Raw genomic sequence first — 15,352 nt, forward strand, 5'->3', positions numbered from 1 at the left:
TCAGTCCCAGTCGGCGCTCAGCTTCTCGTCCAGCAGCGCGAAGACGTCCTCGTCGCTGGCCGCGTCGAAGTCGAAGCCGTCGCCCTCCACGTCTTCGCGGGCGCTCCACGTGCCGCGCAGCTGCTCCAGCCGAGTCGCGATCTCCTCGTGCGAACCGGGGTCGAGCACGGCGTCCTGCAGCACCTTCTCCAGCCGTGCGAGGTCGGCGAGGATCGCCTGCTCCGGCTTCTCCTCCGGGGCGACCAGCTCGGCGAGGTAGGCCGCGAGGTCGCGCGGGGTCGGCTGGTCGAACGCGAGCGTCGCCGGCAGCTGCAGCCCGGTGGCGCCCTCCAGGCGCCGCCGCAGTTCGACGGCGGTGAGCGAGTCGAAGCCGAGTTCGGTGAACGCCTGGTCGGGCCCGACGACGTCCGCCGGCCCGTGTTCCAGCACCACGGCCACCGCGTCGGCCACGACCTCCAGGAGCACCTCGATCCGGTCCGCCGGAGACAGTCCGGCCAGCCGCGGCGCGAGGTCCGCCCGGGCCGGGGCCGCGGTCCGGCGCGGTGGCACCAGCTTGCGCAGCACCGGCGGGACGTCCTGGCCGCGCAGCGCCGGCAGGTTCAGGTGGACCGGCACGGCCAGGGGGTCGCCGCCCGCGCGGACCGCGTCGAACACGGCCAGCCCGTCGTCGGCCGCCAGCAGCTCGACGCCCGCCCGGGCCAGGCGCCGGATCTCGGCGTCGGGCAGGGCGGCGGTCATGCCCGCCTCCGGCGTCCACGGGCCCCACGCCAGCGAGACCGCGGGCCGGCCGTGGGCGTGGCGGTGGACGGCGAGGGCATCGAGGAACGCGTTCGCCGCGGCGTAGTTGGCCTGCCCCGCGCCGCCGATCGTCCCCGCGAGCGACGAGAACAGCACGAAGCCCGCGAGGTCGTGCCCGGCCGTGAGTTCGTGCAGGTGCCACGCGCCGTCGGCCTTGGGCCGCAGCACCGTCTCGAAGCGGTCCGGCGTCAGCGACCCGAGGACGCCGTCGTCGAGCACCCCCGCGGCGTGCACCACGGCCGTGAGGTCGACGCCGTCGAGCAGCGCGACGAGTGCCGCTCGGTCGCCGACGTCGCAGGCGGCGACGGTGACCGCGGCGTCCAGCGCGCGAAGGTCGGCTTCGAGCCCGTCCTCGGCGACGCCGGATCGGCTGACCAGTAACAGTTTCCGCTGCCCGGCCGCGGCGAGCCGCCGCGCGACGAGGGCGCCGAGACCGCCGGTGCCACCGGTGATCAGGACCGTGCGTTCCGGGTCCCACTCCGTGACGTCGGGACCGGTGACGGCCCGGTCGAGCCGGGCGGCCGACGCGGCTCCGTCCCGAATGGACAGTTCCGGCTCGCCGGCACCGAGGAAGTCCCGCAAGGGCAGCGAATCGTCGGTGTCGGCCAGGACGAACCGGCCCGGGTTCTCCTGCTGTGCCGAGCGCACCAGGCCCCACACCGCGGCGGCCGCGAGGTCGTCGCCGGTCAGGGCCCCGCTGGTGCGCAGGACGAGGACGTCGTCGAACCGCGGGTCCGCCAGCCAGGCCTGCAGCAACGCCAGGACCGCGGTGGTCGCGGCGCGGGTCGCGGCCGTCGGGCCGCCCGGGTACGCCGGGACGGTGACCACGACCGGGCCGTCGGTGCCCAGCGCGGCCAAGTCGTCGAGCGCGCGGGCCGGGTCGGTCAGCGTGCGGTCCGGGGCGGTCACCTCGGCCGCCGGGATCGCCGACAGCGGGGTCCAGGTGAGCCGGTAGAGGTGGCTCGACCGGAGCTGGTCGGCGGCCGGTTCGCGGACCGTGAGGCCGTCGACCGTGGCCACGGGTGCGCCCGCCGGGTCGGTGATGGTGATGCTGATCGTGTCCGGGCCCGCCGGGGCCAGCCGGACGCGCAGGTCCGCCGCGCCGGTCTGGTGCAACGACACGCCGCGCCAGGTGAACGGCAGGGCGGGCTTGCCGTCCGGGTCGGCCACCATGCTCGGGTGCAGGGCGGCGTCGAGCAACGCCGGGTGCAGCCCGAACGCGCTGGTCTCCGGGTCGTCGAGCCGCACTTCGGCGAACAGCTCGTCGCCCTGTCGCCACAGTGCCGTCAGGCCCTGGAACACCGGGCCGTAGTCGAAACCACGGTCCGCCAGCAGCGAGTAGGCGTCCGTGAGATCCACCGGCGACGCTCCGGCGGGCGGCCACTCGCCCGTGTCGGACGCGGGTGCCGGGGTGGCCGGGGTGAGCACGCCGGTGGCGTGCCGGGTCCAGGTACCGCCTTCGAGCAGGGAATGGACCTCGACCGGCCGGTTCCCGGCGTCGTCGGCCGGGCCGGCCGACACCTGGATCGTGGCGGCGCCGTCGGCGGGCAGGACCAGCGGGGCGAGCAGGGTCAGCTCGTCGACGCGGTCGCAGCCCACCTGCGTCCCGAGGTGGCGGGCCAGTTCGAGGAACGCCGTGCCGGGCAGCACGATCGAGCCGAAGATCGTGTGGTCGGCCAGCCACGGCAGGGCCGCCGCGGACAGCCGGCCGGTGCAGACGGCGGTGCCGGACGCGCCCAGGTCGAGCACGCCGCCGAGCAGCGGGTGCCCGGCCGTGCCACGCGCGTCACCCTGACGCACGGGCGGCCAGAAGCGGCGGTGCTCGAACGGGTAGCCCGGCAGGTCCGCGCGCGGCCCGGGGGTGGACCAGGCGACTTCGACGCCGGAGACGTACAGCTCGGCCAGGGCGGTCAGGAACGTCCGCTCCTCGTCGCGGTCGCGGCGCGCCACCGGGACGACGAGCGCGCCCGGGACGTCGACCAGGCTCGCGAGCACCGCGTCCGGGCCGACCTCGACGAACCGCGTCACGCCGGACTCGGCGAGCCGGTCGACCGCGTCGGCGAAACGGACCGCGTCGCGCACCTGCCGGACCCAGTACCCGGGTGACGTCACGTCGCCCGCCGCGATCATCGGCACGGCCGGCGTCGAGAACTCCAGGCCCGCGACGACCTCGCCGAACTCGGCCAGCATCGGTTCCATCAGCAGCGAGTGGAACGCGTGCGACACGCGCAACCGACGCTGCTTCGCAAACTTCGACGCCACCGCTTCGACCGCGTCTTCGAGGCCGGACAACACAACCGACTCGGGACCGTTGATCGCGGCGATGTCGACGCCGTCGCTCAGCAGCGGCAAGACGTCCGCCTCGGACGCGCGGACGGCGACCATCACGCCGCCTTCGGGCAGTGCGCCCATCAGGCGCGACCGGGCGGAGACCAGCGTGCACGCGTCTTGGAGCGTCAGCACGCCCGCGATGTGCGCGGCCGCGATCTCCCCCACCGAGTGGCCGGTGACGAAGTCCGGGCGCACGCCCTGCGACTCGAGGAGCCGCGCCGCGGCGACCTCGAACGCGAACAGGCCGGGCTGGGTGTACTCCGTGCGGTCGACGAGATCGGTGTCGAGTGCCGCCCGGACGTCCGGGGCCAGCAGGCTCAGGACCTCGTCGAACGCCGTGGCGAACACCGGGAACCGCTCGGCCAGCCGCCGGCCCATCCCCGGTCGCTGCGCGCCCTGTCCGGAGAACAGGAACGCGGTCGGCCCGGTCAATGCCGTGCCCTCGACGACGTCGGCGGACGGGCCCGCCTCGACGTACGCGGCCAGCGCGGCCGCCGGGTCTTCGGAGACCACCGCGGCGCGGTGCGGGAACGGCGACCGCAGGGCCAGCGCACGACTGACGTCGCCCGCGTCCAGACGGTCGACGACGCCGGCGAGCCGCGCGGCCTGGGCCCGGACCGCAGCGGCGGAGCGCGCGGACAGCGGCCAGACGGCGAGCCCGGCGACCGGTGCGGCGGGCGGCTCGGGAGCCTGCTCGATGATCACGTGGGCGTTGGTGCCGCTGATCCCGAACGACGAGATCCCGGCCCGCCGCGCCCGGCCGACCTCCGGCCAGCCGCGGGTTTCGCCGACCAGCTCGACGGCGCCGGCGTCCCAGTCCACATGGGACGACGGCTCGCCGACGTGCAGCGACTTGGGCACGATTCCGTGGCGCATCGCCTCGACCATCTTGATGATGCCTGCGACACCGGCGGCGGCCTGGGTGTGCCCGAAGTTGGACTTCACCGAGCCCAGCAGCAGCGGGGTTTCCCGGTCCTGGCCGTAGGTGGCCAGAAGGGCCTGAGCCTCGATCGGGTCGCCCAGTTTCGTGCCGGTGCCGTGAGCCTCGACGACGTCGACGTCCGAAGTGGACAGTCCGGCGCTGGCCAGGGCCTGGCGGATGACGCGTTGCTGCGACGGGCCGTTCGGGGCGGTGAGGCCGTTGGACGCGCCGTCCTGGTTGACCGCACTCCCCCGCACGACGGCGAGGATGCGGTGGCCGTTGCGGAGCGCGTCCGACCGGCGTTCCAGCACCAGCAGGCCGACGCCCTCGGACCAGCCGGTGCCGTCGGCGTCGTCGGAGAACGCCTTGCACCGGCCGTCCGGGGACAGCCCGCGCTGGCGCGAGAACTCGACGAACGTGGCCGGGGTGGACATCACCGTCACGCCACCGGCCAAAGCGAGCGAGCACTCCCCCGCCCGCAGGGCCTGCGACGCCCAGTGCAGCGCCACCAGCGACGACGAGCACGCCGTGTCCACCGTGACCGCGGGACCTTCGAGGCCGAGGGTGTAGGCGACGCGGCCGGAGGCGACGCTCGGGGCGCTGCCGTAACCCTGCTGGCCTTCGTACTCGCCGCCGGTGAGCAGGCCGCCGTAGTCGCTGTACATCACGCCCGCGAACACGCCGGTCGACGAGCCGCGCAGGCTCACCGGGTCGATCCCCGCGTGTTCCAGGGCCTCCCACGACGTCTCCAGCAGGAGCCGCTGCTGGACGTCGGTGGCGACGGCCTCGCGCGGGCTCATCCCGAAGAACGCAGCGTCGAACTCGGCCGCGGCGTGCAGGAAACCGCCTTCGCGGGTGTAGGTCGTGCCCGTGTGGTCGGGGTCCGGGTCGTAGAGCGCGCCGAGGTCCCAGCCGCGGTCGGCCGGGAAGCCGCCGATCGCGTCGGTACCGGCGGCGACCAGATCCCAGAACTCGGCCGGGGAGCCGGCGCCGCCCGGGTAGCGGCAGCCCATGCCGACGATGACGATCGGGTCGTCGTCGGCCGCGCGGACCGGACGTGCCTCGGCGGCCGTTTCGGTCGTGCCGACCAGTTCGGCGAGCAGGTGGGCCGTCAGCGCGGCCGCGTTCGGGTGGTCGAAGACGAGCGTCGTGGGCAGCCGCAGCCCGGTCGCGGTGGCGATCCGGTTCCGCAGCTCGACGCCGGTGAGCGAGTCGAAGCCCATGGCCGAGAACGCCCGGCCGGGGTCGATCGACGTGCTGTCGGCGTGCCCGAGCACCGCGGCGACCTGCCCGGCGACCAGGTCCGCGACGACGTCCCGGCGTTCGGCCCCGGTGAGCCCGGCCAGCCGCCGGCCCAGCTCGCCGGTGCTCGCCGCCTTGGCGCGGCGGGTGGTCGCGCGGACCAGCCCCCGCAGCGGCGGCGCGACCTCGCCGGTCGCCGACGCGGCCGGCCGGACCGGCGCGAGCACCGGCGTCCCGGCGCCGAGGGCGGCGTCGAACAGCTCCAGGCCGTCCTCGGCCGTGAGGACCGAGATGCCGTCGCGGGCCATCCGGCGGACGTCGGCGTCGGTGAGGTCCGCCGTCATGCCGTCGGTGCCGGACCACGGGCCCCAGGCCAGCGAGACGGCGGGTAGCCCGAGCGCGGCGCGGTGGTGGGCCAGCGCGTCGAGGAACGCGTTGCCCGCGGCGTAGTTCGCCTGGCCCGCGCCGCCGATGGTGCCGGCGATCGAGGAGAACAACACGAACCCGGCGAGGTCGGCGGTCAGCTCGTGCAGCGCCCAGGCGGCGTCCGCCTTGGTGCGCAGGACGCGGTGGAGCTGGTCGTCGGTCAGGGTCTCGACGGTCGCGTCGTCCAGGACGCCGGCCGCGTGGACGACGGCGGTGAGCGGGTGCTCGAGGCCGTCGATCAGGGCCTTGAGCGCTGCGCGGTCGGTGACGTCGCAGCGCGCGACGGTCACCTCGGCGCCGAGGTCGATGTCGACCTGAGCGCTGCGGCTGACCAGCAGCACGTGCCGCATGCCGTGCTCCCGCACCAGGTGCCGGGCCAGCAGGCGGCCCAGTCCCCCGGTGCCGCCGGTGATCAGGACGGTCCCGTCGGGATCCCAGGTCCACGGCTCGGATGTGACGTCGGCGCGCACCAGGCGCGGCACGGCCAGCTCGCCGTCACGCACGCGGACCTGCGGTTCTCCGGCGACGAAGGCGAGTTCTCCGTCGACGAGCAGGAAGCGGTCCGGGTGCTCGGTCTGCGCGGAGCGGACGAGCCCCCAGACGGCGGCCGCGGCGAGGTCGGTGCCGTCGGTGGCGCCGCGGGTGTGGAAAACGAGTTTCGCGTCGGCGAAGCGCGGGTCGGCGAGCCAGTCGCGGACCAGGGTGAGCGCCCCGGCGGTGACTTCGTGGACGTCTCCTCCGGAGATCGGGACGACGACGTGGTCCGGCACCTCCGCCAGGTCGGCCAGCGTGCCTTCGAGGAGCACGGACGACGTGCTCGGTGCGGCCGTGGCCGGGATCCAGTCGAGCCGCAGCAGGGCGTCCTTGACGGCGGACCGGGAGCGGGTGACCGCGGCGGGCCGGAACGTCACGGCGTCGACCGTGGCGACCGGGTTGCCGTCGGCGTCCGCGAGGGCCAGGGAGACCGTGTCGGTCCCGGCCGGGGTGATGCGGGCCTGCAGGAACGACGCCCCGGCGGCGTGCAGCCGGACGCCGCGCCAGCTGAACGGCACGTGCGGGCGGGTGTGGTCCGCCGTGAGGGCCACCGCGTGCAGAACCGAGTCGAGCAACGCGGGGTGCAGGCCGAACGCGGCGGTGTCCTCGCCCAGTTCGATCTCGGCGTAGACGTCCTCGCCGCTGCGCCAGACCCGGCGCAGGCCCTGGAACGCGGGCCCGTAACCGAGGCCTGGCGCGGCGAGGGTTTCGTAGTCGGCGTCGACCGGGATCGCGTCGGCCGGGCGGGTCACGTCGGTCGCGGCCGTGCCGGTCGACGGCTCCAGGACGCCGGTCGCGTGCCGGGTCCAGCTGCCGTGGTCGCCTTCGGGGCGGGAGAACACGTCGACGTCGCGCAGGCCCGCGGCGTCCGGCGCGGCGACGCGGATCTGCAGGTGCGCGGCCGTGTCGAGGGCCAGTGGCTCCAGGAGGGTCAGCTCGCGGACGGCCGGGCAGCCGGCCTCGTCGCCGGCGCGGCGGACGAGTTCGACGAACGCCGTGCCGGGCAGCACCGTCGTGCCGAGGACCGTGTGGTCGGCCAGCCACGGCTGCGTCTGCGTCGAGAGCCGGCCGGTGAACAGCAGACCGGCGTCCTCGGCCAGCTCGACCGACCCGCCGAGCAGCGGGTGCCCGGGCGCGCCGAGGCCCAGCCCGGCCGGGTCACCGGCCACGGCGCGGGCGTGCGGCCAGAACCGCTGGTGCTGGAAGGCGTACGTCGGCACCGGGACTGCGCGTCCCTCGACGAAGCCGTCCCACGACACCGGCAGGCCGGAGACGTAAAGCCGGGCGAGGGCGGTCAGGAACGTGCGGGATTCGTCGCGGTCGCGGCGCAGGGCCGGGACGACGACCGCGTCCACGACGTCGGCCGCGAGCCCGGCGAGCACGGCGTCCGGGCCGAGTTCGACGTACCGGTCGACGTCCCACGCTTCGAGGGCCCGCAGCGCGTCGAGGTAGCGGACGGGCTCGCGCACCTGGCTCACCCAATAAGCGGGCGAGGTGACGATTCCCGCGGCCACCACCGGGATCGACGGCTCGTGGTAGGTCAGCTCCGCCGCGACGGCGGCGAACTCGGCGAGCATCGGGTCCATCAGCGACGAGTGGAACGCGTGCGAGACGCTGAGCCGCTTGGCGTCGCCGAACCGCTCCGCGACGGCCAGCACCGCGGCCTCCGGCCCGGCGATCACGACCGAGCGGGGGCCGTTCACCGCGGCCAGGGAGACGTCGTCGCCGAGCAGCGGGAGGACGTCGGCTTCGGTGGCGCGCAGGGCAACCATCGCGCCGCCCGGCGGGAGTGCCTGCATCAGCCGGCCACGCGCGGCGACCAGGCGGCAGGCGTCATCCAGGGAGAACACGCCGGCGACGTGCGCGGCGGCGATCTCGCCGATCGAGTGCCCGGCGACGTAGTCGGGGCGCACCCCACGCGCGGTCAGGGCCTGGAACAACGCGACCTCGACGGCGAACAGCGCGGCCTGCGCGTGTTCGGTGCGGTTGAGCGCGGCGGCGTCGTCGCCCCACATGACCTCGCGGACCGCCGGGGCGAACCCGGCGAGCACGCTGTCCAGCGCGGCCGCGAACACGGCGTCGGCGGCGGCCAGGTCCCGGCCCATGCCGAGGCGCTGGGAACCCTGGCCGGAGAACAGGAACGCCGTCCGGCCGGTGGTCTGGGTACCGGTCACGACGTCCGGGTGGGTAGCGCTCGCGCTCAAGGCGGCCAGGGCCGTGCCGTCGTGGTCCGGGCCGGCGAGGACGACGGCCCGCGCGTCGAAGCGGGACCGGCCGTGGGCCAGGGTCCACGCGACGTCGCGGTGGTCGGCTCCGGTGACGTGCTCGCGGAGCACGGCAGCCTGGGCCCGCAACGCTTCCGGGGTCTTGGCGCTGAGCAGCCACGGGACGGTCGCGGCCTCCGGCCGTGCGGCGGCCGGGGTCGGCGTCGCGGGCTGTTCCAGGATGACGTGGGCGTTCGTGCCGCTGATCCCGAACGACGAGACACCCGCGCGGCGCGCCCGGTCCGCGTGGGGCCAGGCGGTTTCGGCGGTGGTCAGCTCGACCGCGCCCGCCGTCCAGTCGACGTGCTTCGACGGTTCGGTGACGTGCAGCGTCCGCGGCACGACGCCGTGGCGCATCGCCTGGACCATCTTGATGATCCCGGCGACGCCGGACGCGGCCTGGGTGTGCCCTAGGTTCGACTTGACCGAACCCAGCAGCAGCGGGGTTTCCCGATCCTGGCCGTAGGTGGCCAGGAGAGCCTGGGCCTCGATCGGGTCGCCGAGTTTCGTGCCGGTGCCGTGGGCTTCGACGACGTCCACGTCCGAAGTGGACAGTCCGGCGCCCGCGAGCGCTTGGCGGATGACACGTTGCTGCGACGGGCCGTTCGGCGCGGTGAGGCCGTTGGACGCGCCGTCCTGGTTGACCGCCGAGCCGCGGACGACGGCGAGGATCTCGTGGCCGTGGCGCTGGGCGTCGGAGAGGCGTTCCAGGACCAGGATGCCGACGCCTTCCGACCAGCCGACGCCGTCGGCGCTGTCGGAGAACGGCTTCGAGCGGCCGTCGGCGGCGAGGCCGCGCTGGCGGGAGAACTCGACGAACGCCGCCGGCGTCGACATCACCGTGACGCCGCCCGCGAGGGCGAGGTCGCAGTCGCCGGCCCGCAGCGCCTGGGCCGCCCAGTGCAGGGCGACCAGGGACGACGAGCACGCGGTGTCGACGGTGACGGCCGGGCCTTCCAGCCCGAGCGCGTACGAGACGCGGCCCGAGGCGACGCTGCCCGCGCTGCCGCTGGTCTTGTAGCCCTCGACGTCTTCGCTGCCGTCGAGCAGGCGGCTGTAGTCGCTGTACATGACGCCGGCGAACACGCCGGTCGCGCTGCCGCGCAGCGAGACCGGGTCGACGCCCGCGCTCTCGACCGCGGCCCACGACGTCTCCAGCAGCAGCCGCTGCTGGACGTCGGTCGCGACGGCTTCGCGCGGGCTCATCCCGAAGAAGTCCGCGTCGAACTCCGCGGCGTCGTGCAGGAAGCCGCCGTGGCGGGTGTAGGACGTCCCGGCGTGGTCCGGGTCGGGGTCGTAGAGCGCGCCGACGTCCCAGCCGCGGTCGGCGGGGAACTCGCTGATCGCGTCGCCGCCTTCGCGGACGAGCCGCCACAGGTCCTCGGGCGACGTCACGCCGCCCGGGTACCGGCAGGCCATGCCGACGATGACGATCGGGTCGCCGTCGACGACACCCGTCGCGCGGACGGTCTCGACCGGCGCGTCCCCGAAGATCTCCCCGACGATGTGCGCGGCCAGGGCCCCGACGGTCGGGTAGTCGAACACGAGCGTCGCCGGGAGCCGCAGTCCCGTGGCGGCGTTGAGGCGGTTGCGCAGTTCGACGGCGGTGAGCGAGTCGAAGCCGAGCTCGGCGAAGGAGCGCGTCGGCGCGATCTTGCGGGTGCCGGTGTGGCCGAGGACGTGCGCGACCTCGTTGGCGACGACGACGCCCGCTTCCTGCAGCCGTTCCTCCGTGGACCGGGTCCGCAGGCGGCGTTCGAGCGCGCCTTCGGCGACCGCCAGGGTGCGGCGGGCGGGCGCGCGGACCAGGCCGCGCAGGGGGTGCGGGATCTCGTCGCGGGCCTGGAGAGCAGCCCGGTCGAGGCGGACCGGCAGCAGCACCGGCGCGGCCGCGGACAGCGCCGCGTCGAACAGCTGAAGCCCCTGCTCGACGGACAGCGGCGGGAATCCGGCGCGGGCGAGGCGGTCGAGACCGGCCTCGCCGAGGTCGGCGGTCATGCCGGTCGTCGGGACCCACGGGCCCCAGGCGAGGGAGACGGCCGGGAGGCCTTGGGCCCGGCGGTGGGCGGCGAGGGCGTCGAGGAAGGCGTTGGCGGCGCCGTAGTTGGCCTGGCCGGGGATGCCGAGGGTGCCCGAGACCGAGGAGAACAGCACGAACGCGGTCAGGTCGCCGGTCAGTTCGTGGAGCAGCCAGGCGGCGTCCGCCTTCGGCCGCCGGACGGTCGCGAGCCGCTCGGGCGTCATCGCTTCGAGGGGCGCGTCGTCGAGGACACCGGCGGCGTGGACGACGGCGGCCGGCGGGTGGTTCGCCAGCAGTGCGGTGAGCTGGGCGCGGTCGGCGACGTCGCAGGCCTCGACGACGACGTCGGCACCGGCGGTCCGCAGCTCCGCCACGAGGTCCGCAGCGCCCGGGCTGTCGGCGCCGCGGCGGCTGACCAGCAGCAGGCGACGGGCCCCGTGCTCGGTCACCAGGTGCCGGGCCAGGACGGCGCCCAGTCCCCCGGTGCCGCCCGTGATCAGGACGGTCCCCTCGGGGTCCCAGGCTCTGCCTTCCGTCGGTACGGCGGGTGCGAAGCGGGCCGCGAGCAGATTGCCGTCACGCAGCGCGACCTGCGGTTCTTCGGTCGCGAGAGCGGCCGGCGGCAGCGTGGACCCGTCGAGTTCGAGGAGGCCGAAGCGGCCCGGGTGCTCGGCCTGCGCGGCGCGCACGAGACCCCACACGGCGGCGGCCGGGAGGTCGCCATCGCGGGTCACGAAGACCAGTTTCGTGTCGGCGTACCGGTCGTCCGCGATCCAGCGCTGGGCCAGCTCGAGGGCTCGATCGGCGAGGTCGGCCGCCGAGCCCGGCACGTCGGCCGGGTCGCCGGTCAGGCACGTGACGACGACGTCGGGTGCGTCGGCGCGGTCGTCCAGCGCGGCCACTCCGATGCCGAAGGGGTCGTCGCCCAGGAGCGCGACCGAAAGCGCGGTCGCCTCGGGGATCGGCACCGGCGTCCAGTCGAGCTGGAACAGGGAATCGTTGCGGCGCACGGCGTCGCGGCCGGCTTCGCGGACGACCAGGGAGTCGATGGTCGCCACCGGGTCGCCGTCGGCGGTGGTCAGTTCGAGGCCGATGCCGGGGGTCACGCGGACCCGCAGGGCGACGGCTCCGGCGGCGTGCAGTGAGAAGCCCTGCCAGGAGAACGGGAGTTCACGCGCGGCCGGGGCGTCCGGGCGGAGCGTCACGGCGTGCAGAGCCGCGTCCAGCAACGCCGGGTGCAGGCCGAACCCGGCCGCTTCGGCGTGGTGGGCGGGGTCCAGTTCGACCTCGGCGAAGACGTCGTCGCCGCGCCGCCAGGCCGCGCGCAGGCCGCGGAACCGGGGGCCGTAGTCGAAGCCGTCCGCGGCGAAGCTCTCGTAGAAGTCGTCCAGGGGCACCGGAATCGCGTCCGGCGGCGGCCAGGCCGTGGTGTCCGAATCAGACACAGTGGACACCGGGGTGGCCGGGCTCAGGGTGCCCGCGGCGTGTTCGGTCCAGGCGTCCGCGGTCCGCGAGTGGATGCCGACCGGGCGTCGGCCGCGGGCGTCCGGCTCGCCGACCCGGACCTGCACCTGGACGCCACCCTGCGGCGGCACGACCAGCGGGACGGCCATGGTCAGCTCGTCGATGCGGGGGCAGCCGGTCTCGTCGCCGGCGCGGATGGCCATCTCGGCCAGCGCCGTGCCCGGCAGCAGGACCTGGCCGTACACGACGTGCTCGGCCAGCCACGGCTGGGTGTGCAGGGAAAGCCGGCTGGTCAGCACGACCTCGTCGGAGCCGGCGAGGCGGACGGTCCCGTCGAGCAGCGGGTGCCCCGGCGCGCCGAGCCCGAGCGACGTCGCGTCGCCGCCGGTCCGGGTGGCCGGCGGCCAGAACAGCTCGCGCCGGAACGGGTAGGTGGGCAGGTCGGTGCGGCGGCCGCCGGTCAGGGCCGGCGTCCAGTCGACGTCGGCGCCCGAGACGTGCAGCCGCGCGACGGCTTCGGTGAAGGCGATCTCCTCGCCGCGGTCACGGCGCAGCAGCGGCACCGCGACGGCGTCCGGCGCCACGCCCGCGACCAGCGCGGACAGCACGCCGTCCGGGCCCGCCTCGACGAACCGGGACGCGCCCGCGGCCACCAGCGCCGTGACACCGTCGGCGAAGCGGACGGCGTCACGCGTGTGCCGCACCCAGTGCTCGACGGTGGTGACGTCGGCGTCGGCGCTCACGGTGGAGACGAGCGGCAGGCGCGGCTCGTGGAAGGTCAGGCCCGCGAGGACGTCGGCGAAGTCCGCGAGCATCGGCTCCATGAGCGGCGAGTGGAACGCGTGCGAGACGGTGAGCCGCCGCGTCTTCTCGAACCGTGCGGCGATCGCGACGACGGCGTCCTCCGCCCCGGCGACGACGACCGAACGCGGCCCGTTCACCGCGGCGATCGAGACGTCCGCGCCGAGCAGCGGACGCACCTCGTCTTCGGTGGCCTGCAACGCGATCATCGCGCCGCCGGCGGGCAGCGCCTGCATCAGCGCGCCGCGGGCGGCGACGAGCGTGCACGCGTCTTCGAGGGAAAGGACCCCGGCGGTGTGAGCCGCGGTGATCTCGCCGATCGAGTGGCCGGCGACGAGGTCGGGCTCGACGCCCCACGACGCGGCCAGCCGCAGCAGCGCGACCTGGAGCGCGAACAACGCGGGCTGGGCGAACTCGGTGCGGTCGAGCGCGGTCTGGTCGTCGCCGCCGACGACGTCGGCGATCCGGTCGCCGAACTGCGCGAGCACGGCGGCGTGAGCCTCGGCGAAGACCGGGAACCGTTGGGCCAGCTCGCGTCCCATGCCGGTGCGCTGGCCGCCCTGCCCGCTGAAGACGAACGCAGTGCGGCCCGGGACGACCTCGCCGGTGACGACCGCGGGGTGCGACCCGAGTGCGGTCAGGGCGTCGGCGTGGTCGGCGAGGACGACAGCCCGGTGCGTGAACCGGGAGCGGGTCGTGGCCAGAGAGTGGCCGACGTCCAGGGGATCGGCGGTCAGTCCGGCCAGCTGCGCGGCCTGGGCGTGCAGGGCCTCTTCGGACTTCGCGGACAGCACCCAGGGCACGACTTCCGGCCGGGGCGCTGCGGGGGCGGTCGGTGTGGCGGGCGGCTGTTCGACGATCGCGTGGGCGTTGGTGCCGCTGATCCCGAACGACGAGACCGCCGCGCGGCGCGGGCGGCCCGTCTCCGGCCACGGCGTCGGCTCGGCGAGCAGGGTGACCCCGCCCTCGGCCCAGTCGACGCGCGACGACGGCGTCTCGGCGTGCAGGGTCCGGGGCAGCACGCCGTGGCGCATGGCCAGGACCATCTTGATGATCCCGGCGACACCGGCGGCGGCCTGGGTGTGCCCGAGGTTCGACTTCACCGAACCCAGCAGCAGCGGCGTTTCGCGGTCACGGCCGTAGGTCGCGAGCAGGGCCTGGGCTTCGATCGGGTCGCCCAGCGACGTCCCGGTGCCGTGGCCTTCGACCGCGTCGACGTCCGTTGCAGCCAGCCCGGCGTTGGCGAGGGCCTGGCGGATGACACGTTGCTGAGACGGGCCGTTGGGCGCGGTCAGGCCGTTGGAGGCGCCGTCCTGGTTGAGCGCGGAGCCGCGGACGACGGCCAGCACCGGGTGCCCGAGCCGCCGCGCGTCGGACAGCCGTTCCAGCAGCAGCATCCCGGCGCCTTCGGACCAGCCGGTGCCGTTCGCACCGTCGCCGAAGGAGCGGCAGCGGCCGTCCTCGGACAGGCCGCGCTGGCGGGAGAACTCGACGAACGTCGACGGCGTCGACATCACCGTCACGCCGCCGGCCAGCGCCAGGTCGCACTCCCCCGACCGCAGCGCCTGCGCGGCGAGGTGCAGTGCGACCAGCGACGACGAGCAGGCGGTGTCGACCGTGACGGCCGGTCCTTCCAGGCCGAGCACGTAGGACACCCGGCCGGAGGCGACGCTGCCCGCGCTGCCGCTGGTCTGGTAGCCCTCGGCGTCCTCACTGCCGTCGAGCAGGCGGCTGTAGTCGTGGTACATCACGCCGGCGAAGACGCCGGTGGCGCTGCCGCGCAGCACGACCGGGTCGATCCCGGCGCGCTCGATCGCCTCCCACGACGTCTCCAGCAGCAACCGCTGCTGGACGTCGGTGGCGACGGCCTCACGCGGGCTCATGCCGAAGAACTCGGCGTCGAACTGCCCGGCGTCGTGCAGGAACCCGCCGTGGCGGGTGTAGGACGTGCCAGCGTGGTCGGGGTCCGGGTCGTAGAGCGCGTCCAGGTCCCAGCCGCGGTTGGCGGGGAACTCCGAGATGGCGTCGCCGCCGTCGTTGATCAGGTCCCACAGCTGCTCGGGCGTGGTGACGCCGCCGGGATAACGGCAGCTCATGCCGACGATGACGATCGGGTCGGTCGTGGTCGCGGCCTTGCGAACCTCGGCGACCGGCGCGTCGGCGTCGAACAGCTCGGCCAGGAGGTGCTCGGCCAGGGCGGTGACGGTCGGGTGGTCGAAGACGAGGGTGCTCGGCAGCCGCAACCCGGTCGCCGCGGCGAGGCGGTTGCGCAGGTCGACGCCGCTCAGCGAGTCGAACCCGAGGTCGGAGAACGCCCGGCCCGGCTCGATCGCGGCCGCGTCGGCGTGCCCGAGGGCCAGGGCGACGTGCGTGGCGACCAGGCCTTTCAGCGCGTCGGCGCGCTCGGTGACGGGGAGCCGGGTGAGCGTGCCGGTGAGGTCCCCGGCGGCCGCGGTGGCCCGGCGGCGGGCCGGGCGGACGAGGCCGCGCAGGACGTGCGGGATCTCCGGCTGCCGTCGCACGGCGGCCAGGTCGAGCGGCAACGGCAGG

1 protein-coding gene (only partly in view) is annotated in these 15,352 nt (G+C 75.1%); it reads right to left on the bottom strand.

The genetic code is table 11. The features are described from left to right. A protein-coding gene (locus OHS58_RS13455) for an SDR family NAD(P)-dependent oxidoreductase (RefSeq protein ID WP_328648430.1) crosses the window boundary here: on the bottom strand, positions 1-15,352 show its 3' portion. 12,221 nt of this gene lie beyond the right edge of the window; 15,352 of the gene's 27,573 nt are visible here — the last part of the coding sequence; the start codon falls outside the window, past its right edge; the stop codon is at positions 1-3.

The sequence above is a fragment of the Amycolatopsis sp. NBC_00348 genome, assembly GCF_036114655.1.
Classification (GTDB): domain Bacteria; phylum Actinomycetota; class Actinomycetes; order Mycobacteriales; family Pseudonocardiaceae; genus Amycolatopsis.